Genomic DNA, 25,563 nt, shown 5'->3' with positions numbered 1-25,563 from the left:
CCCCCGGCCCCGTTCAGCCGCCGCGCCCGGAGAGTGAGGCGCGCAGCTTCTGCACCATCTCCGGCGTCACCGGCGGCGCCGCATTGCCCCAGGCATTGCGCAGATAGGTGGCGACATCCGCCACCTGCCGGTCGTTCATCCGCCAGCCGAAGGCCGGCATGGCCGGCGCGGTGGGGGCCAGCGGCGTCGCCGCCGCCTGGCCACCCTCCAGGATCATGCGGATGACGCTGGTGGCATCGCCCTGCTGCACCAGCGCGCTGCCGGCCAGGCGCGGGAACATGCGGTCGACGCCGCTGCCATTGCCGCGATGGCAGGCGGCGCAGCTATCGGCATAGATCGCCGAGCCCGTCCGCATGCGCGGCTCCTCCGCCGCCAGCGGCGCCGGCGCCGGCTCGGCCGCCGCGCCGCGCTCGCGCAGATAGACGGCGATGGCGCGCAGATCCGCCTCGCTCAGCTGGCTGGTGGAGAAGGCCACGACCTCCGCCATCGGCCCGCTGGCGGCGCTGTGCGCGTTGCGGCCGGTGCGCAGGTATTCGACCATCTCGTCATCCGACCAGCCGCCGATGCCGACGCGCCGGTCGGCGGTGATGTTGGGGGCGAACCAGTCCTGCAGCACACCGCCCTGCAGATGCTGCCCGTCCCGGTCACCGCCCAGCAGGTTGCGCGGCGTGTGGCACAGCCCGCAATGCGCCGGCCCCTCCACCAGATAGGCGCCGCGATTATAGGCCTCCGACCGCTGCGGGTCGGGCTGGAATTCGCCCGGGGTGAAGTTCAGCCGGTTCCAGATCCCCATCAGCGCGCGGATGTTGAAGGGGAAGGGCAGCGTGTCGCGGTCCACCGCGTTGCGCACCGGCTCCAGCGTGCGCAGATAGGCGTAGATCGCGTCATTGTCCTGGCGCGAGAGGCGGGTGAAGGCGGTGTAGGGAAAGGCCGGGTAGAGATGCGTGCCGTCCGGCCGCACCCCCTTGTGCATGGCGCGGTGGAAGTCGTCGGCGCTCCAGCTGCCGATACCGGTCTCCGCATCCGGCGTGATGTTGGGCACGGCGATGGCGCCGAAGGGCGTTTCCAGCCGGTGGCCGCCCGCCAGGGACTGGCGGTCGGGGCCGAGATGGCAGGCGACGCAATCGCCGGCGCGCGCCAGGTAGCGGCCGCGCTCCACCTCGGTGAAATTGTCGGGGTCGGCCCGCGCCGTGCCCATGCAGAGCAGGCCGAGCAGCGCCGCCAGGGCGAGGGGCGCGCGCATCACGCCTGCACCATGGGCTGGCCGGGGTTGCGCAGATACTGGTTCTTGATGGCGTCCAGCGCCCAGTAGGTGAGCGCCCCCACCGTGCCGGTCGGGTTGTAGCCGGCATTCTGCGGGAACAGGCAGGCGCCGGAGACAAACAGATTCGGCACGTCCCAGTGCTGGGTGTAGCGGTTGACGACGCTGTCCTGGGGCGTGTGGCCCATCACCGCGCCACCGGTGTTGTGCGTGGTCTGGTAGGGCACGACGCTCCAGGGCCCGCTCTTGTTGTTCTTGACGATGCGCTCCGCCCCCATCGCCTGCAGGATCTCCGCCGTGCGCTCGACGATGAAGCGCGACATCTTCAGCTCGTTCTCCTTGAAGTCGAAGGTCATGCGCATCAGCGGCCGGCCCAGCCGGTCCTTGTAGGTCGGGTCGAGATCGAGATAGACGTCGCGATAGCTGTAGGAGCTGCCCTGCGAGCCGACATTGGCGGTGTGGCCATAGGTCTCGGCGGTGGCGCGCTTCCATTGCGCGCCCCAGCGCGGCGTGCCGGGCGGGACGGGCCGGCTCATGATCGGCCGGCCATTGGTGGTGGTGCAGTTCAGGTTGGCGCCGCCGATGAAGCCATGCGGCCCGTGGTCGAACACATCGCCATTGTAGTCATCGGCCATCATGCCGAGCGAGCCGGCCCCGGCGAAGGGGTTGAAATGCGTGTCGCGGCTGAAATAGCCGACGCTGCCGGCATTGGTCTGGTAGGCGTAGTTGCGCCCCAGCGTGCCCTCCCCCGTCGCCGGGTCGTATTGCCGGCCGATGCCCGACAGCATCAGCAGCCGCACATTGAACAGCGAATAGGCGCAGAGCAGCACGATCTCTGCCGGCTGTTCCCATTCCTCGCCGCTGGAATCGACATAGGTGACGCCGGTGGCCATGCGGCCGTCGCGGCTGGTGTTGATGCGCGTCACCTCGCACAGGGTGCGCGCCTCGAAATTCGGCTGCCGCATCAGCACCGGCAGCACGCAGGTCTGCGGGCTGGATTTCGAATAGTTGGCGCAGCCGAACCATTCGCAGAAACCGCAATAGGTGCAGGGCGCCAGCCGCACGCCATAGGGGTTGGTGTAGGGCTCCGAGATGTTGCCGGAGGGCAGCGGGAAGGGATGCAGGCCGAGATCGGTCGCCGCCTTCTCGAACATGGTCTGCGCCAGGTTCATGCGCAGCGGTCGCGTCGGATATTCGTCCGAGCGCCAGCCCTCGAAGGGGTTGCCGCCGGGCTGGATCGCGCCGCGCAGATTGCCGGCCTTGCCGGAAATGCCGCAGACCTTCTCGAAGAAATCGTAATGCGGCTCCAGCTCGTCATAGCTGACGGGCCAGTCCTGGATGGTGCTGCCCTCGGGCAGGAAGCCCTCGCCATAGCGGCCGACCAGATGCGAGCGCAGGTTGAAATCGCTCGGCATGAAGCGCCAGGTATGGCCGTTCCAGTGCACGCCCGCGCCGCCCACGCCATTGCCCGGCAGGTAGGAGCCGTATTTGCGGATCGGCAGCGCCACCTGGTCCAGGCTGTTGCGCGCCGTCTGCGTGTCCTGCGCCGGGCGCAGGAAGATGTCCTGGCGGATGGCGTAGCGCAGCTCGTCCGGCGCCGTCGCCAGATTGTAGTCGGCGGCCGTGTCGCGCCAGGGCCCGCGCTCGATGGCCACCACGTCGAGCCCGGCGCGCGACAGCTCATACGCCATGATCGAGCCGGTCCAGCCCAGCCCGACGATGACGACATCCTTCTTCGGCAGCCGCCTCATGCCGGCCTCCCATTCCATTCGGGCCGGCCCATGATGGCGACGGGCGGGCGCGTGTAGCGCTGGCCGGGGCGTTCCAGCACGTCCCGGAAATCGTAGCGCACGCCGGGGAAGCCGATCATGCGCCAGCCCGCCATGTCGCGATTGCCGCCATAGACGGGGTCGGCGAAGAAGCCTTCCATGGTGTTCTGCAGCACCAGCTCGAAGAAGGACCGGTTGCTCAGCCCGGGGCCGCCATAGCCGGGCAGCGGCACCTCGCCCTTCTCCAGCCCGGCCAGCAGCCGGTCCTGCTCCGCGGCCGAGAGCTGCTCGAAGCGGCGGCCGCCAAAGGCGTCGCGGCAATGCGCGGCCAGCGCCGCCAACCCCTGGCGGTATTGCTGGCGCGGCGTCAGCGGCGATTGCAGCCCCTGCTGCGGCAGCGGGTGCTCGGCGAAGGGCCCGCGCATGTAGAGCCATTCATGCGTGCCATAGGGCCCGGCCAGCTGGCGGTCGATGAAGACGACGCAGCCCGCCTCCCGCCCGCCGGGGCTGAGATCATCGGCCGGGATCAGCCGGTCGACGATCGCCTCCAGTGTCGCCACCTCCGCGGCGTTCAGATAGTGCCAGCCGCCCGGGTTGATGGCGGGCGGCGGATAGGCCTCGCCCGGCCGCCAGGGCGGCCGCTCGGTGTAGCTGCGGGCGAAGGCCGTGCCGGTCAGCCCGAACAGGGCGGAGGCGGCCAGCAATTGGCGGCGTGTCGAACCGGGCATCACCGATCCTCGTCAAGGCGGGCCGGCCTGGTCGGTGACACGTTCGGCAAGAGCGCCCGGCGCCGTGCAGGGCGGAGCCGGGGTGCGGGCAGGACGCATCGCCGGGCAGGGGACCCGGGCGGCAGGGGAGAACAGGCTGGCGGTGGAGATCCCGCATCCCCGCCATGCTCTGCGCCCCCATGCAACGCCCAGGCTTGGCCCCGCGTCAGCCCCGCTCGCGCTCAAGACGGCGTGAGGCTCCGGCGGCTGCCAATAGCTGCCACCGCCTGCCGCCGCCGGGCGCCGATTGGCGGCGGCCGGCCCGCCATGCGATAAGGGCCGCCATGCCCGAAGCGCCCCCCTCCCGCCCGACCGCGCCGGATCCGGCGCCGGGCGCCGTGCCGGAGCCGGTGCCCGAGCTGGTGCCCGAGCTGGTGGTGGAGCTGATCGCGGCGCTGGTCGCCGTCACCGAGGGCGTGCCGCGCATCCTGACCATCCATGACGGCGCGGCGCTGCCCTCCGGCCCCTTCGTCACCGCGCATCGCTCGCTGCAAGCCGGGCTGCGCGAGCAGGTGGAGCGGCAGACGCATCATCCGTTGGGCTATCTCGAGCAGCTCTACACCTTCGCCGATGGCGACCGCCTGCTGGGCGAGGCGCAGCGCGTCATCTCCATCTCCTATCTCGGCCTGACGCGGGAGGGCGAGGCCTCCGGCGATGGCGTCGCCGGCTGGCGCGGCTGGTACCGCTACTTCCCCTGGGAGGATTGGCGCGACGGCCCGCCCGCCTGCATGCCGGCGCTGCTGGCGGCCCTGCGCCGCTGGGCGCAGGCGGCGGAGGGCAGCGCGCCGCGCCGCCTGCGCCGCCAGCGCCTGGCCGCCGCCTTCGGCCTGGACGAGGCCGGCTGGAATGACGAGCTGGTGCTGCAGCGCTACGAGCTGCTCTTCGAGGCGGGGCTGGTGCCCGAGGCCGCGCGGCCCGGGGAAGCAGCCCCCTGGCAGGCGCCGGGGGAGCCGATGGCGCATGACCATCGCCGCATCCTGGCCACCGCCATCGCCCGGCTGCGCGCCAAGATCCGCTACCGCCCCATCGTCTTCGAGCTGATGCCGGAGCGCTTCACCCTGCTGCAGCTGCAGCGCAGCGTCGAGGCGCTGGCCGGGCAGAAGCTGCACAAGCAGAATTTCCGCCGGCTGATGGAGCAGCAGGCCCTGGTCGAGGAGACCGGCGACAGCACCGCCGAGACCGGCGGCCGCCCGGCCCGGCTGTTCCGCTTCCGCCGCGCCGTGCTGGCCGAGCGCGCCGCCGCCGGCAGCAAGCTGCCGCTGGCCCGCGCCTAGCCCGCGGCCTCCGCGCGCCAGGCTTTTTCCAGGTCGTCGCGTGGCGCCTGGCGCGCGGCCTCCGGCAATTCGCGGCGCTCGACACTCTGCAGCAGCCGCCAATGGCCGGGCGTGTCGCCGGGCGCGGCCAGGGTGGCGGCGAGATCCGCCAGCCTCGCGGGCTCCGTGCCCTCCAGCAGCAGCAGGCTTTCCTCTATGGGCGCCGGCGCGTCGGGGAAGACCGAATAGGCCTGGCCCTGCTGCGCCGCCTCGGCGAAGGCGTAGCGCAGCAGCGCGCCCTGGCGCAGCGCCGCCTGCACCGGCGCGGCCAGCGCCGACCAGGCGGCCGCCGCCGGCCCGGGCCGGCGCAGCGTCACCAGCGCGCCGCCGATGCCCCGCCCCTCCTCCGCCAGGATGCGGCCGGGCAGGCGGCGGAAACCGGTCAGGCTGCGCCGCATCCGCGCCGACCAGGCGGTGGGATCGCTTTGCAGCGCCGCATAGGCCGGCGTCTCCAGCGCGCCGAGATCGTCCAGCCCGTACCACGTGAAAAACCCCCCGGCCGCGCCGGCCTCGGCGCGATAGCGCCGGGCGAACCGAAAACCCGGCGCGCCCAGCCGCTCCGGCGCGTGCTCGATGCCGTGCCAGGTCTCGTATTCGGCCAGGGCCCCGGGGCGGGCGCCGTTCCACAGCGCCAGCAGCGCCCCGGTCATGGCAGCAGCATCACCTTGGCGGCGCTGCGATCCTGCGCCGCGGAGAAGCCGGACAGCGCCTTGGCCAGTGGCAGCCGGTGGGTGATCATCCGCCGCGCCGCCTCGCCCTGCCGCGCCAGGAAGGCCAGCACCCGCGGCCAGTCGGCGATCGGCGCGCGATAGGCGCCATGCATCGTCTGCTCCATGCGCACCAGCCGCGTCAGATCGACCGGGGCCGGGCGCGCATGGATGCCCGCCACCACGAACACCCCGCCGCGCAGCAGCCGCGCCAGCCCCTGCTCCACCGCCGCCGTGACGCCGGCGGCCTCGATCACCGCGTCGAACGGCGCCGCCTGCCCGGCCGCCTCCAGCGCGCTGGGCAGGTCGGTGCCGGCCAAATCCAGCGCCACCACCCCGGGGCAGAGCGCCCGCGCCACCTCCAGCCGCGCCGCATCGCCATGCCCGGCCAGCACCACCTCTGCCCCCGCCGCCGCCGCGAACATCAGGATGCCGAGCCCGATCGGCCCCGGACCCAGCACCAGCACACGCTGCCCGGGCTTCACGGCGGCCAGGTCCACGGCGTGCATGGACACGCTGAGCGGCTCGGCCATCGCCGCCAGCTCGGCATCCAGCCCCTCCGGCACCGCGACGCAGTTCAGCGCCGGCACCCGCACCAGCGCGGCAAAGGCGCCATCGCGGCCGATGCCGATGCCGCGCCGCGATGTGCAGCCATCCGGGTCGCCGCCGGCGCAGGCGGCGCAGCGGCCACAGACGGTGGAGGGGCGCACGGTGACGCGCTGGCCCTCGGCGACGCCCAGCGCGCCCTCGCCCAGCGCCACCACACGCCCGGCGAATTCATGGCCGATCGTCACCGGCATGGCGGCGCGCATCGACTCATAGCCGGCGCTCCATTCGGCGATATGCACATCGGTGCCGCAGATGCCGGCCGCCTCGACGCGGATCAGCACCTCGCCAGGGGCGGCGACGGGCTCGGGCACATCGGCCAGGACCAGGCCGGGCGCGGGGGTGGGCTTGCGCAAAGCGAGCATGGCTTCCGCCTCCTTGCAAAAGCAGGACAGCAAGGCCGGGGAAGGAATTCCCCGGACCCCTTCTTTTTTCTGTCAGCTGGCCGTGGCCTATTCCAGGCGGACCTTGGCGTCGGTGACGACCTTGGCCCACAGCGCGGCTTCCTGGCGCATGAAGGCCCCAAGCTCCTCCGGCGTGCCGCCGGCGGGCTCGGCGCCCAGCTGCGCCAGGCGGGCGGCCAGCGCGCTGTCCTGGCGCGCCTCGTTGAAGGCGCGGTTCAGGGTGGCCACCACCTCGGCGGGCGTGCGGCGCGGCACCGCCAGCGCGATCCAGGCGGAGACGTCATAGCCGGGGAAACCCTGCTCGGCGACGGTCGGCACCTCCGGCAGGCTCGCCACGCGTGAGGCGGTGGTGACCCCCAGCGCCCGCAGCGCCCCGGCCTGGATCTGCCCCGAGGCCGCGGCCAGGCTGCAGAACATCACATCCAGATTGCCGGCGATGGTGTCGGTCAGCGCCGGCGCCTCGCCGCGATAGGGCACGTGCTGCACCTCGATGCCGGTGCGCAGCCCGAAGAACTCGCCGGCCAGATGCGCCACCGTCCCCGCCCCGCCCGAGCCGAAGGTCAGCGGCGTGCGGGCGCGCCGCGTCGCCTCGGCCAGCGCCGCCATGTCCCGCACCGGGGAGGCGGCGCGCGTCACCACCACGAAGGGCAGCCGCGCGATCAGCCCGACCGGCACCAGGTCGGTCTGCCAGTCATAGGGCAGGTCGTTGCGGAAGGCGGGGTTGATCACCGTCGTCGTCGGCACCGCCAGGATGGTGTAGCCATCCGGCTCGGCGCGGACGACCTGCTGCGTCGCCGGAATGGTGCTGCCGCCGCCACGGTTCTCGATGACGGGGCGGCGGCCCAGCGCCTCCCCGGCCCGGTCGGCGATGGCGCGGGTGGCGACATCGACGCCGCCACCGGCGGCAAACGGCACCACGATGGTCGGCACGCGCTGCGGCCAGGCCGCCGCCTGCGCCCGCGCTGCGCCGGGCGCCAGCGCCGCGAGGCCGAGCCCCGCCGCGCCGCTCAGCGCCGCGCGCCGGGCAAGGGGATGGCCGAGCGGGTTCGGTCGGGTCATGGGCGTTCCTCCATCGTCGCGTCTTGGCGGCCCGGCCATTCGGGGGCCGCGTTCAGCCGGCATAGGCGCGCGCCGCCCCTTCCCTGGCAAGCGCCAGCTTGGAAGGGGGCCATAGCCTCAGGGCATGGGCAGCGCGACGGCACGCTCGGCGATGGCCTGGCTCAGCAGCGTGGCGAAGGGCGGCAGGAAGCGGCCCTGCACCCGGTCCAGCACCCGGTGCAGATAGACGTTGAACCGGCCGGCCCCCAGCGCCGGCAGGATCGCCACGCGCCGCTCATCCACCGCCATGGCGCTGAAGGCATCGACCAGCGCGATGGCGAGCCCGGCCTCGGCCAAAGCGGCGGCGGATTCGGCGAAGCGCACCTGGTGGCGCTGGCCGGGGCTGGCGCCATCCAGCGCCAGCCAGGCGCTCAGCGCCTGGCCATGCACCGAATAGCCTTCGAACATGGCGAGCGCCCGCCCCTCCAGGTCGCGCGGCCGCAGCGCCGGGCGGGAGGCCAGGTCCCAGCCGCGCGGCACCAGCGCGACCATGGCGCCCTGCCCCACATGCTGGCTGTGGATGCCGGCCTCCAGCAACGGGTAGAGGGTGACGGCGGCCTCCCCCGGCCCGTCGCGCAGATAGGCCACCACCTGGCTGACCGACAGCACGTCGAGCCGCAGCGACAGCCCCGGATGCGCCGCCACCAGCCCGGCCAGCGCGCGCGGCACCAGCACCCGCCCCAGGCTCGGCGAGACGCCGAGCTGCAGATGCCCCTCCTCCGGCCGCGCGGCGCGGCTGGCGCGCAGCAAGGCGGCGCTCAGCCCCTCGAAGGCGCGGTCCACCTCCTCCAGCACCCGCCGCGCCTCGGCGGTCGGCGTCAGCCGGCCGGCGGCGCGGTCGAAGAGCGGCACGCCCACCACATCCTCCATGCGGCGGATGACGCGGGTGACGGTGGGCTGGGCGATGCCGAGGCGCCGCGCCGCCCCCATCATGCTGCCGGCCTGCAGCACGGCGCGGAACACCTCGATCTGGCGCAGCGTCAGCACGGCGCCGGGCCTTGCCGCCCGCGCGCCCGACAGCGTCCGGGCGATTTGTCCACAGGGCTACGCACAGGCCGATCCCCAGATTCGGTGGATAAGTTTCGGTGGATGACGCGCCGCTCAGCCGGAAGGCCGGAAGCCGAGGGCCGCCAGCCGCGCCCGCAGCGAAGGCTCGGCCAGCGCCGCCAGGAAGGCCTGCACGGCCGGCCGGCCGCGCCGCGCCTCGGGCAGGAAGAAATCGTAATGCTCCTCCGCCACCGGCAGGAAGCCGAGACCGTAGGCGCGCGCCACCGTGTCGATGGCCAGCCCCCAATCGGCGCGGCCCTGCGCCACGGCGGCAGCCACGGCATTGTGGGATTTCGGCTGGTTGGCATAGCCGGGCGGCCGCGCCCCGCCGAGCAGCCCGTCCAGCAGGATGCGGGTGCCCGAGCCCGCATTGCGGTTGACCAGCAGGCAGGCGGGATCGGCCGCCGCCCGGGCGACGGCGTCGCGCGCCGCCAGACCCTCGAACCGGGCGTCGCCGGGGCGGAACACCACCCCCTGCATGCGCCGCCAGCCCGGCACCAGGGTGAGGCCCGGCTCCAGATAGGGGGTGTTGTAGGCACCGCTGGCGGCATCCAGCAGATGCGCCGGCGCAATGTCGCATTCGCCGTGCCGCGCCGCGGCCAGCCCGCCCAGGCTGCCCACCGCCAGGCTGCGGGCCCGCACCCCCTGCGCCGCCAGCGCGTCCAGCACCGCATCCAGCCCGACGCAATGGCTGCCCATGATGGCGAGATCCGGCAGCGGCGCCGCGCCACCGATCAGCCGCAGCCGCACCTCCGCCCCCGCCTCGACCCCCGCCGAGAGGGCGGGCACCGAAAAAAAGCCGTCCGCCTGGGCGAAGGCGGTGACGCTTCCAGAACCCTTGCCGAGCGGCCAGGCGGCCAGCCCGCCCTCCGGCGCCTCGGCGAGCGAGGCCATGACATATTCGGTGCGGCCCAGCTCGCTCGGCGTGCGCAGCGCCAGCCGCGCCTCGCGCTCCGTCTCCTGGCGCGGCGGCAGGCCGGCCAGCGCCCGCAGCACCGGCACGACGAATTCGTGGAAGGTGAAGATGGCCGAGGTCGGGAAGCCCGGCAGCACCACCACCGGCTTGCCCCCGGCGACGGCCAGGCAGAGCGGCTTGCCCGGCTTCAGCGCCACGCCATGCGCGACGATGCCGGGCGGGCCGAGCCGCGCCAGGATGCGGTGCGACACATCCCCCGCCCCCTTGCTGGTGCCGCCCGACAGCACGACCATATCGGCCTCGGCCAGCGCCGCCCGCACGGCGGCCTCCAGCTTCGCCTCGTCATCCGGCAGGATGCCGCGCGGCAGGGCCTCGCCGCCATTCTCGGCCACTGCCGCGCCGAGGATGGCGGCGTTGCTGTCGGCGATGGCGCCCGGCGGCAGGGGCAGCGTGCCCGGCGGCACCAGCTCATCCCCCGTGGACAGCACCGCGACGCGCGGCCGCCGCACCACCGCGACCGCCGCATGGCCGGAAGCGGCCAGCATGCCGATCTCGCGCGCGGTGATGATGGCGCCGCGGCGCAGCAGCGTCTCGCCACGGGCGATGTCGCTGCCGGCGAAGCCGATGAACTGGCCCGGCGCCACGGCGCGCTGCACGGCGATGACGGGGCCCTCGGGCGTCTCCTCCAGCGCGCTGTGCTCGACCATCAGCACCGCATCGGCGCCGCGCGGGATGACGCCGCCGGTGGCGATGGCCGTCGCCGTGCCCGGCGCGACGGCGATGGCGGGGGCGACGCCGCAGGCCAGCAGCTCGGCATTCAGCCGCAGGCGGCGCGGCGCGGCCTCGCTGGCGCCGGCGGTGTCGGCGGCGCGCAGCGCGAAGCCATCCACCGAGGCGCGGTCGAAGGGCGGCGCGTCCATGGCGGCGGCGACCGGCGAGGCCACTACCCGGCCCAGCGCCGCCGCCAACCCAACCGTCTCCGCCGGCAGCGGAGCAAGCTCCAGCGCATCGCGGAAGCGGCGCATCGCCTCCTCGGCCGGCAGCACTTCCAGGAACTGCTCCTGCCGCGCGGCACGGCGGATGCGGGCCAGCAGGCCGTCGGTCTCGGTCATGCGGGGCTCCAGAGCGGCTCGGCCTCGATCCAGGCGCCTTCCTCATGGCCCTCGGTGGCGGCGGGCAGGATCAGGGCGTGGTCGGCCTGGGCCAGGGCGGCCAGCGTCAGGCTGCCGAGGCCCAGCGGGATGGCCGCCTCCCCCTCCCGCCGCAGCAGGGCGATCTCGGCCAGCCCGACGCTGGAGGCCAGCTTGCGCGCCAGGCGCAGCCTCCGGCGCGGCGGCGGCGCGGCCTGGGCCAGCCGGCGCAGCGCCGGCCGTGCCAGCAGCAGCCAGGCGGCCAGCGCATCCTCGGCCCGGCCGGGCAGCAGCAGCACCGGCGTCGCGCCGGCCTGCCCGAAGCCGGCGCTGGCCCCGGGCCGCGCGCCGATGCCGTGCAGCAGCAGCGCCCCGGCCGCGTCCAGCCCGGCGGCGCTGTGGTCGGAAGGCCCCTGCCCGCTGCCGCCCAGGGTGCAGAGCAGATCGGCCTCCGCCGCGGCGCCCCGCAGCGCGGCGGCGATGGCATCGGGCGCGTCCGGCACGGCGGGCAGGAGACGGCAGGCGGCGCCCTCCACCAGGGCCAGGGCGGCGAGGCAGGGGGAGAGGCTGTCCGCCATGCCGCCCATCCATTCCTCGCCCACCGGCAGCAGCGCAAGGCGCGGCTGCCGCACCGCGACCCTGCCGATCCCGGCCGCCGCCAGCAGCGGCAGGGCCAGCGGGCGCAGCCTGGTGCCGGCCCCGGCCAGCAGGAACCCTTCCGGCGCCTCCTCCCCGGCCCCGCGCACCCCCTCGCCGGGGATGGCGTCGCGCAGCGCGGCGCGCAGCGGGCCGAGATGGGTGATGTCGAACGGGTCCAGCACGGCGTCGCAGCCCGGTGGCAGGGCCTCGCCGCTGGCGACGGCCAGGGCGCGGGACAGCGGCGCCGGGGCGTAGGGGCCGGCGCCCAGGGTCTCGGCGGCTTCCAGCGCCCAGCCATCGCGCAGCGCGCGCGGCGCCGGCGGCACCGGGCCGGGCAGGCGCAGCGCCTCGGCCAGGACCAGGCCGACCGCCTCGCCCGCGGCCAGGCGGCGCGGCGCCAGCGCCGGCAGCAGGGCCAGCAGCCGGGCCAGGGCCAGGTCGGGGTCGGTCAGCAGGGGCGGGGCGGCGATACGTGTCACACCCCGCCAATGCCGCCTGGCGCCGCGTCCCGCAAGCGGGGCGGCGCCCGGGGCGGCTCAGCGCATCGGCCAGGCGTAGAGCAGGCCGCCCTTGGTCCATTGCTCGTTCGGGCCGCGCGGCAGGCCGATCGGCGTGTTCGGGCCCATGTGCCGGTCATAGATCTCGCCGTAATTGCCGACGGCGCGGATGGCGTTGTAGGCCCAGAGCGGGTCGAGCTTCAGCGACTGGCCGAGCTCCGGCGTGGCGCCGAGCAGGCGGCGGGTGTTGGGGTTGGTGGCGCTGCCGCGCATCGCCTCGGCATTGGCCGCGGTCACGCCCTGCTCCTCCGCCTCGATGATGGCGGTGGTGTACCAGCGCACGATGTCGAACCAATTGTCGTCGCCGCGCCGCACATAGGCGCCATAGGGCTCCTTGGAGAAGCGCTCGGGCAGCACCGTCCATTGCGCCGGGTTGGGCAGGGAGGCGCGCAGCGCGGCGAGCTGCGAGGCGTCCATGCCGAAGGAATCGCAGCGCCCGGATTGCAGCGCGGCGGCCACCTGGTCGGTGCGCTCGAACACCACCGGCTGGAAGGGGGTGTTGATGGTGCGGAAATAGTCGGCCGTCACCTGCTCATTGGTGGTGCCCTGCACCAGGCAGATGGTGGCGCCGCGCAGATCGGCGACGCGCTGCACGCCCGCATCGGCGCGCACCAGGAAGCCATGCCCATCGTAGAAATAGGTCACCGCATGGCGCAGGCCGAGGGTGGTGTCGCGCAGCATGGTCTGGGTCGAGGTGCGGAACAGCACGTCGAGCTCGCCCGAGCCCAGCGCGGTGAAGCGCGTGGAGGAGGAGACCGGCACCAGCCGCAGCTTGGTCGGGTCGTTGAAGATGGCGGCGGCCAGGCCGCGGCAGAGATCGATGTCCAGCCCCTGCCAGACGCCGCGGGAATCCGGCAGGGCGAAGCCCGCAATGCCGGTGTGGATGCCGCAGACCAGCTGGCCGCGCGCGCGCACGGCATCCAGCGTCGGGCTGGCGGACGGGCCTTGCGCGGCGGCGCTTCCGCCGAACAGCGCGCAGGCGAGCAGGAACGCGGCCGCGAGGCCCCGCTTGACCATGATCATACCCCCGGTTTGTGAATCTCCCGCGCCGATGGTCGCTGTCGCCGCCGGCGCCTGTCAATCGCCCGGCCCGGCCTCGATTGACGCTGCGGAACGATTTTGCTGTGCTGAGCCCAAGAAGAAACGCGGCGGAGCGGAACGGGCCAGGGCCCCCGCCACCGCCGCCGCCAGGGACAGGCCGAACGAGGGTGGGTGCCACACGCCGCGACACGGCGCGTGCCGCCCTGCCCAGCAGGAAGGGGGTTTCCGATGCAGCATCCCGCAACAGGCCGCAGCGTGGCCGGGACAGGGCGCGCCGGGGCGCGGCGCCTGGCCGCCTGGGCGGGGGCGGCGGCGCTGACCCTCGGCCTTGGCTGGCCGGCTGCGGCCCCGCAGGCCCAGGCGCTGCCGCGCGACGCGCTGGTGGTGCTGCGCGAGATCGACGCCGACCGCTACGACCCCGCCCGCACCTCGGCGCTGGCCGCCGGCGAGGCGCTGTTCCTGCTCTCCGACACGCTGGTGACGCTGGACTGGGACCAGCGCACGGTGCGCCCGGGGCTCGCCGAGAGCTGGACGGTCAGCGAGGATGGCCGCACCTACACCTTCAAGATCCGCCAGGGCGTCAGCTTCTGCGACGGCAAGCCCTTCACCGCGCGCGACGCCGCCTACTCGCTGAGCCGCTGGGCCGACCCGGCGACCCGCAGCCCGGTGCGCTGGCGCGCCGGCCCGGTGAAGCGCATCCACGCCACCGATGACCACACGCTGGTCTATGAGCTGAACGAGCCCTTCAGCGAGCTGCTGCTGCAGCTGACGCATTATTTCGGCGCCATGGTCGACCAGGCCACGGTGGAGCGGCTGGGCGACAATTTCGGCGTGCAGGGCTTCAACGGCACCGGCCCCTATTGCTGGCAATCCTGGACGCCGCGGCAGGAGATGGTGCTGACCCGCCACCCCCGCTACAATTGGGGCCCGCCGATCTACAACAACCCCTCGCCGCAGATCGAGCGCGTCATCCTGCGCGTCATCCCGGAAGCCACGACCCGGCTGGCCGCCATCCAGACCGGCCAGGGCGATGTGACGCAGTGGATCCCGCATATCGCGCTGGAAAGCCTGCGCCGGGTGCCCACCCTGACCGTGCAGCAGCAGCCGGTGCATCTGTTCGACCATTTCCTGGGCTTCAAGGTCGACAAGCCGGTGGCGGGCGACCCGGCGATCCGCCGCGCGGTCAACCTGGCGGTCGACAAGCAGGCCATCGCGCGCGCCGTGTTCTTCGGCGCCGGCGAGGCGGCGACCGCCTATCTGAACCCGGAGACGCTGGACTACAGCGCCGAGGCCGCGGCGCTGGTGCCGCAGCACGACCCCAACGCGGCGCGCCGCGTGCTGGACGAGGCCGGCTGGCGCCCCGGGCCGGACGGGGTGCGGGTGAAGGACGGGCAGCGCGCCTCGCTGCTGCTCTACGCGCTGCAGACCAGCGTCAACAACACGGTGATGCAGGCGATCCAGGCCGATCTGCGCCGCGTCGGCATCGAGCTGCGCGTGCAGCTCTGGGACGCCACGGTGGGCTGGGGCAAGCTGGCGACGCAGGAATTCGACGCCTTCGTCATGTCCTATCCCTACATGTCGGCGACCGACGCCTTCTCCCTGTATTTCCCGAGCGCCAACCGCCCGACGCCGAACCGGATGAACTGGAACGACCCGGAGACCGATCGCGACCTGGCCGGCGCTCGGCAGGCGACCGACCCGGCGGAGCGCGCCCGGCTGATCGGCGCGGTGCAGCGCCGCGTCGCCGAGGCCAATGTCTGGCTGCCGCTGCTGCGCCAGCCGCTCTGGGTCGCCTCGACCCGGCGGGTCGAGGGGGTGCGGCCGCATGGCCTCTATGGCGTGGCGCTGTACAAGGGGCTGGATCTGCGGCTGACCCGCTGAGCCGGGCCGCAGGGCGGGAATCGACACCGCCCGCCCTGTCCGGCGGCGGCTGGCCTGCTAGGCTGGCCGCCGCCCCACCGGCCTGGAGACCATCCCGATGCGCCCGACCAGCCCACCCAGCCCCGCCGAGGCCGCCACCGCCGAGGCCGCGCCGGCCCCCGAGGCGCCGCCCCAGGCGCTGCCCGACGCGGCCCTGGACGGCGTGGCGGCGGGGGGCCAGCCATCCGGGCTGCCGGAGGGGCTGGAGAGGGTGATGGACATGATCAGCCAGGCCATCAAGCCGGAGTTTCCCGGCCCGGCCGACAAGCCGCGCTGAGCCGCAACCCTGGCAATGGTTCATGCCGGGCGGAATTCCTGTCACAAGGCCCGGCAGAATGTCCGCCAGCGCCGAGGAGAGCAGGATTGGCCAGGAATGCCCCAGGAACGCCGCCCGGCCCCGAGCCAGCCGGCCCCGAGCCGGCCGGCACCGGGCTGCCGCCGGCCGCGCCGGAGGCGGTGATCGAGGCCGGCGCGCCGGATGCGCCGGGCGTCGCGACCGCCGCCGCGCCCCCTGGCCCGCCCTCCAGCGCCCCCATGGCGCTGACCCGCGACTATCTGCGCAGCGGCGCCATCGATGAGATGGCGCGCGCCGCCCTCGGCGCCACGCTGCTGAGCCAGGAGGCGCGCGAGGCCTCGCTGCGCGCCACCCTGGCGGCGCGGCCGGCGGAGGCCGATGCGGTCTGGCTGTTCGGCTATGGCTCGCTGATCTGGAACCCGACGGTGCGCTTCGCCGAGAGCCGCCGCGCGCGGATCGAGGGCTGGCAGCGCAATTTCTGCCTCTCCACCCCGATCGGCCGCGGCACGCCGGAGCGGCCGGGGCTGGTGCTGGCCCTCGACCGTGGCGGCGAATGCGAGGGCGTCGCCTTCCGCCTGGAGGAGGCGGGGCTGGAGTCAGAGCTCTCCCTGGTCTGGCGGCGGGAGATGCTGAGCGGCGCCTATATCCCGCTCTGGCTGCCGCTGCATGCGCCGGATGGACGCCGCTTCGGCCATGGCATCGCCTTCGTCATCAACCCCGACGGGCCGCAATATGCCGACCTGCCGGAGGCCGAGGTGGTGCGCCGCCTGGCCACCGCCAGCGGCCGGCTGGGCAGCAGCGCCGAATACCTGTTCAACACGCAGGAGGGGCTGCAGCGCCTCGGCATCACCGACCCGATGCTGGAGCGGCTGGCGGCCGCGGTGTCGGCGCTGCGCGGCGCCGCCTGAGCATCGCCCGCCGGCTCTGGCGCCTTCTGGCCAGGCCGCCTGCGCGCCCGGCGGGGCGCCACCGGCGCTGCGGCCGGGGCGGGATCGCCGGTGATGCGGGCGCGGGCCAGGCCCGCCGGACGGCCCCGCCAGCCTAGGACCGGCCCTCGGCCTCCGGCGGCAGCGCCAGCTCGCAGCGCAGCCCGGTGCGGGCGAAATTGGCGTTGTAGAACGGGTCCTGCCGCAGCACCGCGCCCCAGCGCGCCCGCATCCAGGCCTGCTCGCGGGCGAAGCCGGCGCGCCGCCGCCGCGCCAGGTCGGAGCCGCGCGAGGCGGATTCATGGTGCAGCAGCTCGGCGAAGGGCGTCACCAGGTTGCGCAGCCCCATGGCGCGCAGCTTCAGGCAGAGATCGACATCGTTGAAGGCGACCGGCAGGTGCTCCGCCTCCAGCCCGCCCGCCGCCTCGAAGCTGGCGCGGCGCAGCAGCAGGCAGGCCCCGGTCACCGCCGAGACGTTGCGCAGCAGCGCCAGCGAGCCCCAATAGCCGGTGTCGTCGCCGGGCGCCCGGGCATGCTGGTGGCCGGCGACGCCGCCCGGGCCCAGCACCACCCCGCCATGCTGCAGCCGCCCATCCGGGTAGAGCAGCCGCGCCCCCACCGCGCCGATGCCCGGGCGCAGCGCCAGCGGCACCATCTCGGCCAGCCAGTCGCGGTGCCGCACCTCGATATCGTTGTTCAGCAGCAGCAGCAGCTCGCCCCGGGCCTGGCGCGCCGCCGCATTGTTCAGCGCCGAATAGTTGAAGGGACCGGGCAGGTTCAGGATGGAGACGCGCGGGTCGGCGGCGAGGCGGGCGAAGAGCCGGTGCGTCGCCGGCGCCTCGCTGCCATTGTCGGCCACCAGCACCTGCAGCGCCGGCCAGTCGGTGCCGTGCAGCAGCCCCTCCAGGCAGCGGCCCAGCAGATCGGCGCGGTCGCGCGTCGGGATGATGACGCTGACCAGCGGCGGCGTCGCGGGCCGCGCCCAGCGGATGCGGTTCCACATCGGCGCGCGCGGCGCCGGCAGCACGGTGGCGGCCTCGCCGCGCGCCGCCAGATGCTCCGCCACCGCGGTGCGGGAGGCCGCCTGGCAGCGCGCGGCCGCCGCCTCGGAGAAGCTGGCCCCGGCCGCGCCGCGCCGCCAGTGATACAGGATCTTCGGGATGTGGCGGATGCGCTCGGGCGGCAGGGCGGCGGCCGCGCGCAGCACCAGATCATGGTCCTGGCTGCCCTCGAAGCCTTCGCGCAGCCCGCCCAGGCGCTGCAACAGGTCGCGCCGGCACACCGTCAGGTGGTTCAGGTAGTTCTGGCCCAGCAGCAGCTCCGGATCGAAATCCGGCTTGAAATAGGGGTCGGAGCGATGGCCCTCGGCGTCGATCTTGTCCTCGTCGGAATAGATCAGCGCGGCGTCGGGCGCCTGCTGCAGCAGGCGCGCGACCTCGTAGAGCGCATGCTCCGCCAGCTCGTCATCATGGTCGAGGAAGGCCACGAACTCGCCCCGCGCCAGGGCCAGCGCGTCATTGGTGGCGGCGGCGATATGGCCGTTGCGGGCGCGGCGCCGCCAGCGCAGCCGCGGCTCGCGCGCCGCCTCCTCGGCCAGGAGGGCGGCGACGGCGCCGGAGGGCGAGGCATCGTCGACGATGCACAGCTCCCAATCCGGGTAGAGCTGCGCCCGCACCGAGGCGATGGCGCGGCGCAGCAGCGCGGGCGGCGTCTCATAGGCCGGCATCACCACCGAGATCAGCGGCCGGTGGGCGAAGCCGGCGATGCTGTCGCCGATGACACGGCGCGCGGATTCGTCGCGCCTGTCGCAGCGGGCGATCCAGCGGCGATACAGGGCGCGATCGCGCAGCCGGGCCAGGCGCGGCTCGGCCATCAGCAGGCGGGCGAGCAGCGGCAGGGCCGGGCGCAGCCCCAGGCGCAGCGCGGCGTGCAGCCGCGGCCGGGCCAGCACGGCGCCATGCGCGCGGCCCAGCAGGGCGGCGAAGCCGGCCAGCAGGCCGCCCCGCCAGGCGCGCGCGCGCCGGAGCCAGGGGAAGGATGCGCGCGGGCGCGCCGCCGCGCCGGGCGCGGGCGGGAAGGGAACGGGCTGCATCGGCGGATCTCCGCGTCGCGGGAGGAGGGAGGGAGGCGGCTCAGCCCTGCGCGGGCAGCAGCAGCTCGGCCAGGGTCAGCGCGCCCTCGCGCCGCAGCGTCACCCGGCCATGCCGCAGCGCCGCCAGGTCGCGCATCAGGGCGCCGCCCTCGCCCGGCCGGTCGCGCGGCGACGGGCCCCAGCCATCATCGCCGACCAGCAGCCGCACCGCCTCCGCGCCGCATTCCAGCCGCAGCGTGATGCGGCCGCGCAGCCGGGCGTGCAGCCCGTGCCGCACCGCATTGGCCAGCATCTCCTGCGCCACGCGCAGCACCGTCTCCTGCAGCACCGGCGGGCAGTCGCCGCGCACCTCGGCCTGCAGGGCGATCTCCTGCCCCGGCGCGGCCAGGCCGCGCAGCACCGCCCCGGCCAGGCGCAGCAGCCGGGCGCGCATCGGCCCCGGGCTGCGGGTCAGGCCGAACAGCGTGTCGGCCACCGCCATGCTGGACTGGATGCGCCGCTCGACCGCCTCGGCCAGGGCGCGCGCCTCGGCGCTGCCGCTGGCCTCCGCCAGGGTCCAGACGTCGCAGAGGATGCGCTGCCAGGTGTTGGCGCTGTGGTGGCGCAGCTGGCGCAGGCTGAGCTGTTCCTCCGCCGCCGGCGGCCTTGCCGGCCAGACCGGCAAGGCGGGCGGCGGGGCGGGCGGCCAGGGGGTGGCGGGTTGGGGGGACAGGGGGGCGGGGCTGGTCGGCTGCATGCGGGAGGTCCGGCGGGTTCGGGGGAGGGCGAGGGACATGCCCCTATCGGTATGTGGGATATTTTCCCACGTCAATCGGAAAACGTGGGCTGCTTTCCCACGCACCGCATGCTAGGCAGGGCGCCGTGCCCGACCCCGCCCCTTCCCCGCCCGGCGCCGTGCCGCCGCCCGCCGCCGCCCTGCTGCGCCCGCTGGCGCGGCTGCTGCGGCCGCTGCTGCGCCTGCTGATCCGCAGCGGCGTCACCTTCCCGGTCTTCGCCGAGCTGGCGCGCGGCCTCTATGTCGAGCTGGCGGCGGAGATGCTGAGCGCCTCCGGCGCCCGCACCGACAGCCGCATCAGCCTGCTGACGGGGGTGCACCGGAAGGAGATCCGCCGCCTGCGCGAACTGCAGGACGGCCCGCCCGCGGTGCCGCCGCTGGTCACGCTGGGCAGCCAGATCGTGGCGCGCTGGCTGGGCGCGCCGGGCTACAGCGACGCCGCCGGCGCGCCGCGCCCGCTGCCGCGCAGCGCGCCGGAGGGCGAGCCCAGCTTCGAGGCGCTGGTCGCCGGCATCACCACCGATCTGCGCCCGCGCAGCGTGCTGGATGAATGGCTGCAGCAGGGGCTGGTGCGGCTGGACGCCGCCGAGCGCGTGGTGCTGGAGGAGGCCGCCTTCCTGCCGCGCCAGGGCACCGAGGAGCAGCTCTACTATTTCGCCCGCAACCTGCACGACCACATCGCCGCCGCCAGCGCCAATGTCGCCGGCGCGGCGCCCGCCTTCCTCGACCGCGCGGTGCATTACGACCGGCTGACGCCGGCGCTCGCCACGCGGATGGAGCGGCTGGGCCGCGAGGCGGCGCAGCGCCTGCTGGTCGAGGTCAATCGCGAGATGCTGGCGCTGCTGGAGCGCGAGGGCGAGGCGCCGCCGGGCAGCCCGACGCGGCGGGTCAATCTCGGCCTCTACCTCTATGCCGAGGATGAGCCGGAGGCGCGGCGATGAGCCCGCGCGCCGCGCGCCGGCTGCTGGCCGCCGGCCTGGCCCTGCTGGCCGGCTGCGCCGGGCCCGCCGCGCCGCCGCCGCCGCCCGCCCCGTTGGCGGCGGCACCCACCGCCCCGCTCTGCCGCATCGGCGCCGATGACGGCCCGCCGGCGCCGCTGCGCCTGGCCGAGCGCGGCATCGGCGGCACCGGCATCAGCGCCGAGGAGGGCGGCGATCGCGGCATTGGCGGCACCGGCATCGTCGGCGTGCTGACCGGCTTCGCCAGCCTCTGCGTCAACGGGCTGGAGGTCGGCACCGACGCGCAGGCGGCGGAGGAGCCGGCGGCCGGGCTGCGCCTGCCGCTGCGCGCCGGCCAGGTGGTGGTGGTCGAGGCCGGCGGCCCGGCCGAGGCGCTGCAGGCGCGCAGCCTGGCGCTGCGGCTGGAGCTGGTCGGCCCGGTCGAGGCGGTGACGGAGGACGGGTTCCGCGTCGCCGGCCAGGTGCTGCGCCTGGAGCCGGGCTTCCGCGGCCGGCGCGACTGGCGCCCGGGCGACTGGGTCGCGGTCAGCGGGCTGCGCCAGCCGGATGGCCGCATCGGCGCCACCAGGCTGGACGCGGCGCCGCCGGGGCGGGTGCTGCTGCGCGGCATCGCCCGGCGGCAGGGCGGCATGCTGCGGGTCGGCACCCTGCCGGTGCGCAGCAGCCTGGCGATGGACGTGCCCACCGGCATTCCGCTGCTGCTGGCCGGCCCGCTGCAGGATGGCGTGCTGCGGCCCGACCGGGTGGAGATCGACTGGCTGCAGACCGAGCCGGAGCGGCATTTCGGCCCCGGCATCGGCCGCATCGTCATCGAGGCCTATGTCGGGCTGGAGGCCGGCACGCTGCGCCTGGGCGCCGCCCGGCTGCCGGCGGCGGGGCTGGCAGCGGGCGGGGCGCCGCGCCGCGCCGTGCTGGATGCGCGCCGCCAGGGCGATGGGCGGCTGGCGCCGCAGGAGCTGCGCGCCCCGGGCCAGGCGCCCGGCGCGCGCGACACGGCGCTGCCCGGCCTGCCCGGCACCGGCCGCCCCGGCGAGACGGGGCGGGGCGCACCGGCCAGCCGCGCGGCGCCCGGCCGCGAGGAATCCGGCGGCCGCGCGCCGGGCCCCGGCGGGGGTGTCGGCGGCGGCATGGCGCCGGGCGGGATGGGGCCGCCGGGCGGCGGACCCGGGGGCGGCGGCTTCCGGCCCTGAGCCCCTGCCCGCCCCTCAGCCCGGCGGCGTGGCCGGGGCGGGCAGGTCCTCGGCGAGGCCGGTGGCGATCTCCGCCCCCGATTCCAGCAGCAGATGCACCGGGCAGCGCCCGGCGATCTGCAGCAGCCGGACGCGCTGTTCGGCATCGAGCGCGCCGAGCAGCGCGATCTCGCGCAGGAAGCGCGGCCGGGCGCCGGGCTGCGGCGGCGCCTGGCGCACCCGCACCACCACACGCTGCAGCGGCCAGGATTTGCGCGCCGCATACATGCGCAGCGTGATGGCGGTGCAGGCGCCGAGGCCGGACATCACATGCTCGAAGGGCGTCGGGCCGCTGTCGAGGCCGCCCAGCGCCTCCGGCTCGTCGGCCACCGCCAGATGCCGCCCGGCGCGGATGATCTGGCCATAGGGGCCGAGGCCGCTTTCCGCCACGGTGACGCTGTGCGCCGCATCGCTGGGCGCGGCCTCCGCCGGCGGGCTCATGCCGGGGCCCCGGTCCGGGGCGGGTTGGGCGATGCTGGCATGGCGATCCTCCTGTCGATGCGCGGCCGAGCCTAGCGGGCCCGGCCGCGTCGCATCCAGGGGCGGCGCCGGCTCAGTCGACGCGGATATTCGCCTCGGCCACCAGCTTCGACCAGCGCGCCCGCTCCTCGGCCATGAAGCGGGCGAAGGGCTCGGCGCCCATGCGCGCCGGCACCGCGCCCTCCTCGGCCAGGCGGCGAGAGACGTCGGGCACCTGCAGGCTGTCGGCGATGGCGGTCTCCAGCCGGGTGCGGATCGGCGCCGGCAGGCCGCGCGGCGCGACGATGCCGTACCAGGCCGAGGCCTGGTAGCCGGGCAGCGCGCTCTCGGCGACCGTCGGCACATCCGGCAGCGCCGCCAGCCGCGCCGTGCCGGTCACCGCCAGGGGCCGCACCATCTCGCCCTGCACCAGCCCCGCCACCGAGGGCAGGGTCGTCACCATGAAGGGGATATGGCCGGCCACCACATCGTTCAGCGCCGGGCCGGCGCCGCGGAAGGGCAGGTGCTCGGCCTCCACCCCGGCCATCTGGAACATCAGCGCCGCCGCCAGATGGCTGGCCGAGCCGTTGGAGGCCGAGGCATAGCTGAAATTGCCGCGCGCGGCGCGCGCCTCCTCCAGCAGGCCGCGCAGGTCGCGCGCCTTGCTGCCGGGGCCGGCGACGGCGACCAGCGGCGCATCCGCCACCAGCGCCACCGGCTCCAGCACCCGCAGCGGATCGATGCGCAGCGAGGGGAAGAGCGACTGGTTGACCGTCATCGGCCCCTGATTGCCGACCAGCAGCGTGTAGCCATCGGGCCGCGCCTGGGCGACGGTCTCGGTGGCGATGTTGCCGCCGGCGCCGGGCTTGTTCTCCACCACCACGGCCTGGCCCAGCACGCTCTGCAGCTGCGCCGCCAGCACGCGGGCGACATTGTCGGTGCCGCCGCCGGGCGCATAGGCGACCAGCAGGCGGATCGGGCGGGTCGGCCAGGCGCCGGCCGACTGGGCGCGGGCGATGGCGGGGGCGAGCAGGCCCGCGGAAAGACCGGCGGCGGGGGCGCCCGCCAGGGCGCGCAGCAGGGTGCGGCGGTGCAGCATGGTCGTGTCCTCCAGCTTCTTGTTCGTTGGTGTCGATCTTACTCCGCGGCGAGCCGCGGCAGCATCTCCTGCCGCGCCTCGGCCGGCAGCAGCACATGGCCCTCGAAGATGCGGCGCGCGGTGCGCAGCACGCTGGCCCAGCGCGCCACCCCGTCCTGCAGCAGCAGGCCGATCTCCATAACCCCGGCGGGATGGGCCAGGCGCAGCACCTCCTCCGCCCCCGGCGCGGCGGCGGCGGGCGTGGCCAGGCCGGCGGCCACGGTGCCCGGCATGCGGGCGGCCACCGCCAGGGTGATGCCGCCGGTCACCGCCATGGCGCGGTGCACGGCATGCGGCGTCAGGTAGCGCGCGGTGAGCGTCGCCCCGTCACGGCCGGGGCCGAGCAGGGCCGGCTTCGGCACGACGCTGTCGCTGACATCGCCGAGGCCCATGCGGCGCCCGGCCTCGCGCCGCATCGCCTCCAGCCGGGCCAGCAGCGCGGCATCGCCCTCGATCGCCTCCGGCGACGCCTCGGGCGGCAGGCCGAGCGAGGCGGCCGCCACCAGCATCATCGGCATGGCGCCGTCGATCAGGGTGACGGTGCAGCCATCGATCTCCTCGGCCGCCTGGCCGCTGGGGAAGAGCCGGCCGGTCTTGCTGCCGGCGACGTCGCGGAAGCGCAGCGCGATGGGGGCGGCGGTGCCGGGCACGCCGGGGATCGCCGCATCGCCCTCATAGGTCACCTGGCCGCCCGGGGTGCAGACCACCGCCTCGACCAGCTGGCCGGTGTTGCGGTTGCGGATGCGCACCACCGTCTGCGGGTGGCGCGGCGCCACCAGCCCGGCCTCGATCGCGAAGGGGCCGACGGCGGCGAGCATGTTGCCGCAATTGGGCCGGGTGTCGACGCTGCGCCGGTCCACCGCGACCTGGGCGAAAAGATAGTCGATATCGGCGCCCGCCTCGGTGGAGGGGCTGACGATGGCGGCCTTGCTGGTCAGGCTGCTGCCGCCGCCGATGCCGTCCAGCTGCATCGGATGCGGCGAGCCCAGCGCCGAGAGCAGCAGGGCGTCGCGCGCTGCTGCGCATCCTCCGGCAGATGCGCTGCCAGGAAGAAGGGACCGCGGCTGGTGCCGCCGCGCATCAGCACGCAGGGAATGCGCATCTGCATGGCCGTGTTTCCGCCCAGGGATTGTTCCGCGATCCTTCTGCGCGCCGGGCGCTTCCAACTGAAGTGCAAAGAACGGTAGGATCCTTGCGTTGAACGCAAGAACGGCGCGCCATGGCGATCGATCTCGACCAGCTCCGCACCTTCGTCGCCGTGGCCGAGGCGCTGAGCCTGACCCGCGCGGCGGAGGTGCTGCACCTCTCGCTGCCCGCCGTGTCGCGCCGGCTAAGCGCGCTGGAGGAGGAGCTCGGTATCTCCCTGATGACGCGCACCACAAGGCGCGTGGCGCTGACCCAGATGGGGCGCGAATTCCTGCCCCGCGCGCGCCGCCTGCTGGACGAGCTGGAGGAAAGCCTGCTCGGCATCCGCGAAACGGCGGCGCGGCGCCGCGGCCTGATCACCCTCGCCTGCATCCCGACCGCGGCCTACTACTTCCTGCCGGCGACACTGGCCGATTTCGCCCGCCGCTTTCCCGGCGTGCGCGTGCGCGTCATGGATCTCTCCGCCGATGGGGTGATCGACATGGTGGCCAGCGGCGGCGTCGAATTCGGCATCGGCATGGAGGGCGCGATCGTGCCGGAGGTGGAGTTCCGCCCGCTGCGGCGCGACCCCTTCGTGCTGGCCTGCCGGCGCGACCACCCGCTGGCGCGGCGCAGCAGGCTGCGCTGGGCGGATCTGGAGAGCGAGCGCCTGATCGGCGTCTCGCGCCGCTCCGGCAACCGGCTGATCCTGGACCGCGCGCTGCTGCCGCTCGGCATCCAGCCCAATTGGCAATACGAGGCCGAGCATCTCTCGACCAGCCTGGGCCTGGCCGAGGCCGGGCTCGGCGTCGCCGTGGTGCCGCGCCTGGCGCTGCCGCGCAGCCCGCACCCGATCCTGGTGGCGCGCATGCTGGAGGCGCCGCGGGTGGAGCGGACCACCGGGGTGGTGGTGCGGCGCGGCGTCACCCCCGCCCCCGCCACCAGGACCCTGCTGGAGCTGCTGGAGCGGCGGCTGACGGCGGGCTGAGGCCTGCCGCCCCGGCCCTCGCCGGCTTGTGACCAACGCCCGGCCGGTCCATGCCGCCGGACGCGCGGAGTTGATGCGGGGGCGCGGTGGCGGCCAGGGCCGCGCCGTCTATGCAGGGAAGTCGAGGAGGACCGCCATGCCCCCCCAGCGCCCCGCCGCCCTGCCCGCCCGCCCCGCGCTCCTGGCCGCCGCCCTGTTCGCCGCCCTGCTGGCGCCGCCGCCCGCCACCGCCCAGGCGCCGGCCCCCGCCGCGCAGACCCCGCCCCCGGCCGCCGCCGCGCAACCGCCCCTGCGCTACGAGGGCAGCCTGTTCGACCTGCCGGAGGGCTGGGCGCCGCTGCCCAACGCCACCGGCCCCAACTACATCGTGCAGCGCAGCTTCGCCGGCGATGCGCGTGGCCG

24 protein-coding genes are annotated in these 25,563 nt (G+C 75.0%); 8 read left to right on the top strand and 16 right to left on the bottom strand.

What is annotated here, in order from left to right; all coding sequences use genetic code 11:
- Positions 1-13: 13 nt before the first annotated feature.
- The 3 genes from QE401_RS21845 to QE401_RS21835 are packed head-to-tail and all read right to left on the bottom strand — an operon-like array spanning position 14 to position 3,758.
- Positions 14-1,243, bottom strand: a complete 1,230-nt coding sequence (locus QE401_RS21845) for a c-type cytochrome (RefSeq protein WP_307140314.1) — start codon at positions 1,241-1,243, stop codon at positions 14-16.
- Complete coding sequence (locus tag QE401_RS21840; protein WP_307140313.1) at positions 1,243-3,012, bottom strand: GMC family oxidoreductase; 1,770 nt, start codon at positions 3,010-3,012, stop codon at positions 1,243-1,245. The genes QE401_RS21845 and QE401_RS21840 overlap by 1 nt, the downstream gene beginning before the upstream one ends.
- Entirely contained in the window at positions 3,009-3,758 is a 750-nt protein-coding gene (locus QE401_RS21835) for a gluconate 2-dehydrogenase subunit 3 family protein (RefSeq protein ID WP_307140312.1), read from the bottom strand. Before QE401_RS21835 ends, QE401_RS21840 begins: the two co-directional genes overlap by 4 nt.
- Before the next feature lie 410 nt (positions 3,759-4,168).
- On the opposite strand from QE401_RS21835, the gene QE401_RS21830 reads away from it, so the two are divergent.
- Positions 4,169-5,071 (top strand): NUDIX hydrolase, encoded by a 903-nt coding sequence (locus QE401_RS21830; RefSeq protein ID WP_307140531.1) that lies wholly within the window; start codon positions 4,169-4,171, stop codon positions 5,069-5,071.
- Here the strand turns inward: QE401_RS21830 and QE401_RS21825 are convergent.
- The 7 genes from QE401_RS21825 to QE401_RS21795 all read right to left on the bottom strand — a co-directional run bounded on the left by QE401_RS21825 (position 5,068) and on the right by QE401_RS21795 (position 13,231).
- Complete coding sequence (locus QE401_RS21825) at positions 5,068-5,760, bottom strand: hypothetical protein (protein WP_307140311.1); 693 nt, start codon at positions 5,758-5,760, stop codon at positions 5,068-5,070. The two genes, QE401_RS21830 and QE401_RS21825, sit on opposite strands and share 4 nt — an antisense overlap.
- Positions 5,757-6,788 (bottom strand): zinc-dependent alcohol dehydrogenase, encoded by a 1,032-nt coding sequence (locus QE401_RS21820; RefSeq protein ID WP_307140310.1) that lies wholly within the window; start codon positions 6,786-6,788, stop codon positions 5,757-5,759. Before QE401_RS21820 ends, QE401_RS21825 begins: the two co-directional genes overlap by 4 nt.
- 87 nt (positions 6,789-6,875) lie before the next feature.
- Positions 6,876-7,886 carry a Bug family tripartite tricarboxylate transporter substrate binding protein gene (locus QE401_RS21815; RefSeq protein ID WP_307140309.1) on the bottom strand — a complete coding sequence of 337 codons (1,011 nt, stop codon included), beginning with the start codon at positions 7,884-7,886 and terminating at the stop codon, positions 6,876-6,878.
- A gap of 117 nt (positions 7,887-8,003) precedes the next feature.
- Positions 8,004-8,912: a LysR family transcriptional regulator gene (locus QE401_RS21810; protein WP_307140308.1), complete on the bottom strand. Its 909-nt coding sequence runs from the start codon at positions 8,910-8,912 to the stop codon at positions 8,004-8,006.
- A 114-nt stretch (positions 8,913-9,026) separates the two neighbouring features.
- Positions 9,027-11,000, bottom strand: a complete 1,974-nt coding sequence (locus tag QE401_RS21805) for a molybdopterin biosynthesis protein (RefSeq protein WP_307140307.1) — start codon at positions 10,998-11,000, stop codon at positions 9,027-9,029.
- Entirely contained in the window at positions 10,997-12,136 is a 1,140-nt protein-coding gene (locus QE401_RS21800; protein WP_307140306.1) for a molybdopterin-binding protein, read from the bottom strand. The genes QE401_RS21805 and QE401_RS21800 overlap by 4 nt, the downstream gene beginning before the upstream one ends.
- Before the next feature lie 57 nt (positions 12,137-12,193).
- Positions 12,194-13,231, bottom strand: coding sequence for an amino acid ABC transporter substrate-binding protein (locus tag QE401_RS21795; protein ID WP_307140305.1), 1,038 nt, complete (start codon positions 13,229-13,231; stop codon positions 12,194-12,196).
- Between the two features lie 252 nt (positions 13,232-13,483).
- Here QE401_RS21795 and QE401_RS21790 point away from each other — a divergent pair, with 252 nt between their 5' ends.
- The 3 genes from QE401_RS21790 to QE401_RS21780 all read left to right on the top strand — a co-directional run bounded on the left by QE401_RS21790 (position 13,484) and on the right by QE401_RS21780 (position 16,378).
- Positions 13,484-15,136 carry an ABC transporter substrate-binding protein gene (locus QE401_RS21790; RefSeq protein WP_307140304.1) on the top strand — a complete coding sequence of 551 codons (1,653 nt, stop codon included), beginning with the start codon at positions 13,484-13,486 and terminating at the stop codon, positions 15,134-15,136.
- 97 nt (positions 15,137-15,233) lie between these two features.
- A complete protein-coding gene (locus QE401_RS21785) occupies positions 15,234-15,452 on the top strand; it encodes a hypothetical protein (protein WP_307140303.1) in 219 nt (72 codons plus the stop codon).
- Between the two features lie 86 nt (positions 15,453-15,538).
- The gene (locus QE401_RS21780; protein ID WP_307140302.1) at positions 15,539-16,378 is read left to right on the top strand and encodes a gamma-glutamylcyclotransferase; all 840 of its coding nucleotides are present in this window, start codon (positions 15,539-15,541) and stop codon (positions 16,376-16,378) included.
- A 133-nt stretch (positions 16,379-16,511) separates the two neighbouring features.
- Here the strand turns inward: QE401_RS21780 and QE401_RS21775 are convergent, their stop codons facing one another.
- Positions 16,512-18,488, bottom strand: a complete 1,977-nt coding sequence (locus QE401_RS21775) for a glycosyltransferase family 2 protein (protein ID WP_307140301.1) — start codon at positions 18,486-18,488, stop codon at positions 16,512-16,514.
- Between the two features lie 40 nt (positions 18,489-18,528).
- The gene (locus tag QE401_RS21770) at positions 18,529-19,224 is read right to left on the bottom strand and encodes an ATP-binding protein (protein WP_307140300.1); all 696 of its coding nucleotides are present in this window, start codon (positions 19,222-19,224) and stop codon (positions 18,529-18,531) included.
- 125 nt (positions 19,225-19,349) lie between these two features.
- Between QE401_RS21770 and QE401_RS21765 the strand changes: the two genes are divergently transcribed.
- Entirely contained in the window at positions 19,350-20,204 is an 855-nt protein-coding gene (locus QE401_RS21765) for a DUF6502 family protein (RefSeq protein ID WP_307140299.1), read from the top strand.
- Positions 20,201-21,412, top strand: a complete 1,212-nt coding sequence (locus QE401_RS21760) for a DUF5666 domain-containing protein (RefSeq protein ID WP_307140298.1) — start codon at positions 20,201-20,203, stop codon at positions 21,410-21,412. Before QE401_RS21765 ends, QE401_RS21760 begins: the two co-directional genes overlap by 4 nt.
- Before the next feature lie 15 nt (positions 21,413-21,427).
- Here the strand turns inward: QE401_RS21760 and QE401_RS21755 are convergent, their stop codons facing one another.
- The 4 genes from QE401_RS21755 to QE401_RS23020 form a co-directional block, all read right to left on the bottom strand.
- A complete protein-coding gene (locus tag QE401_RS21755; protein ID WP_307140297.1) occupies positions 21,428-21,892 on the bottom strand; it encodes an OsmC family protein in 465 nt (154 codons plus the stop codon).
- A 112-nt stretch (positions 21,893-22,004) separates the two neighbouring features.
- On the bottom strand, positions 22,005-23,009 hold the full coding sequence (locus QE401_RS21750; protein ID WP_307140296.1) for a Bug family tripartite tricarboxylate transporter substrate binding protein: 1,005 nt from the start codon (positions 23,007-23,009) through the stop codon (positions 22,005-22,007).
- 38 nt (positions 23,010-23,047) lie between these two features.
- The gene (locus tag QE401_RS21745) at positions 23,048-24,019 is read right to left on the bottom strand and encodes a PrpF domain-containing protein (RefSeq protein WP_373461490.1); all 972 of its coding nucleotides are present in this window, start codon (positions 24,017-24,019) and stop codon (positions 23,048-23,050) included.
- Entirely contained in the window at positions 23,983-24,129 is a 147-nt protein-coding gene (locus tag QE401_RS23020; RefSeq protein WP_373461492.1) for a hypothetical protein, read from the bottom strand. The genes QE401_RS21745 and QE401_RS23020 overlap by 37 nt, the downstream gene beginning before the upstream one ends.
- A gap of 138 nt (positions 24,130-24,267) precedes the next feature.
- On the opposite strand from QE401_RS23020, the gene QE401_RS21740 reads away from it, so the two are divergent.
- Both QE401_RS21740 and QE401_RS21735 read left to right on the top strand, forming a co-directional pair.
- A complete protein-coding gene (locus QE401_RS21740; RefSeq protein WP_307140295.1) occupies positions 24,268-25,161 on the top strand; it encodes a LysR family transcriptional regulator in 894 nt (297 codons plus the stop codon).
- Between the two features lie 136 nt (positions 25,162-25,297).
- Positions 25,298-25,563: hypothetical protein (locus QE401_RS21735; protein ID WP_307140294.1), on the top strand; the 266-nt coding region annotated here is incomplete at its 3' end.

It is taken from the genome of Pseudoroseomonas cervicalis (assembly GCF_030818485.1).
Taxonomy (GTDB): domain Bacteria; phylum Pseudomonadota; class Alphaproteobacteria; order Acetobacterales; family Acetobacteraceae; genus Pseudoroseomonas; species Pseudoroseomonas cervicalis_A.
Note: the sequence above shows the minus strand (reverse complement) of the source record. Positions and strands in the feature narration are given on the sequence as shown.

What these genes read in the sequence shown, in the direction of transcription:
- QE401_RS21845 (WP_307140314.1), bottom strand. Translation starts at nt 1,243, where the DNA reads ATGCGCGCGCCCCTCGCCCTGGCGGCGCTGCTCGGCCTGCTCTGCATG.
- QE401_RS21840 (WP_307140313.1), bottom strand. Translation starts at nt 3,012, where the DNA reads ATGAGGCGGCTGCCGAAGAAGGATGTCGTCATCGTCGGGCTGGGCTGG.
- QE401_RS21835 (WP_307140312.1), bottom strand. Translation starts at nt 3,758, where the DNA reads ATGCCCGGTTCGACACGCCGCCAATTGCTGGCCGCCTCCGCCCTGTTC.
- QE401_RS21825 (WP_307140311.1), bottom strand. Translation starts at nt 5,760, where the DNA reads ATGACCGGGGCGCTGCTGGCGCTGTGGAACGGCGCCCGCCCCGGGGCC.
- QE401_RS21820 (WP_307140310.1), bottom strand. Translation starts at nt 6,788, where the DNA reads ATGCTCGCTTTGCGCAAGCCCACCCCCGCGCCCGGCCTGGTCCTGGCC.
- QE401_RS21815 (WP_307140309.1), bottom strand. Translation starts at nt 7,886, where the DNA reads ATGACCCGACCGAACCCGCTCGGCCATCCCCTTGCCCGGCGCGCGGCG.
- QE401_RS21805 (WP_307140307.1), bottom strand. Translation starts at nt 11,000, where the DNA reads ATGACCGAGACCGACGGCCTGCTGGCCCGCATCCGCCGTGCCGCGCGG.
- QE401_RS21795 (WP_307140305.1), bottom strand. Translation starts at nt 13,231, where the DNA reads ATGGTCAAGCGGGGCCTCGCGGCCGCGTTCCTGCTCGCCTGCGCGCTG.
- QE401_RS21790 (WP_307140304.1), top strand. Translation starts at nt 13,484, where the DNA reads ATGCAGCATCCCGCAACAGGCCGCAGCGTGGCCGGGACAGGGCGCGCC.
- QE401_RS21785 (WP_307140303.1), top strand. Translation starts at nt 15,234, where the DNA reads ATGCGCCCGACCAGCCCACCCAGCCCCGCCGAGGCCGCCACCGCCGAG.
- QE401_RS21775 (WP_307140301.1), bottom strand. Translation starts at nt 18,488, where the DNA reads ATGCAGCCCGTTCCCTTCCCGCCCGCGCCCGGCGCGGCGGCGCGCCCG.
- QE401_RS21770 (WP_307140300.1), bottom strand. Translation starts at nt 19,224, where the DNA reads ATGCAGCCGACCAGCCCCGCCCCCCTGTCCCCCCAACCCGCCACCCCC.
- QE401_RS21760 (WP_307140298.1), top strand. Translation starts at nt 20,201, where the DNA reads ATGAGCCCGCGCGCCGCGCGCCGGCTGCTGGCCGCCGGCCTGGCCCTG.
- QE401_RS21755 (WP_307140297.1), bottom strand. Translation starts at nt 21,892, where the DNA reads ATGAGCCCGCCGGCGGAGGCCGCGCCCAGCGATGCGGCGCACAGCGTC.
- QE401_RS21750 (WP_307140296.1), bottom strand. Translation starts at nt 23,009, where the DNA reads ATGCTGCACCGCCGCACCCTGCTGCGCGCCCTGGCGGGCGCCCCCGCC.
- QE401_RS21745 (WP_373461490.1), bottom strand. Translation starts at nt 24,019, where the DNA reads ATGCAGCTGGACGGCATCGGCGGCGGCAGCAGCCTGACCAGCAAGGCC.
- QE401_RS23020 (WP_373461492.1), bottom strand. Translation starts at nt 24,129, where the DNA reads ATGCGCGGCGGCACCAGCCGCGGTCCCTTCTTCCTGGCAGCGCATCTG.
- QE401_RS21740 (WP_307140295.1), top strand. Translation starts at nt 24,268, where the DNA reads ATGGCGATCGATCTCGACCAGCTCCGCACCTTCGTCGCCGTGGCCGAG.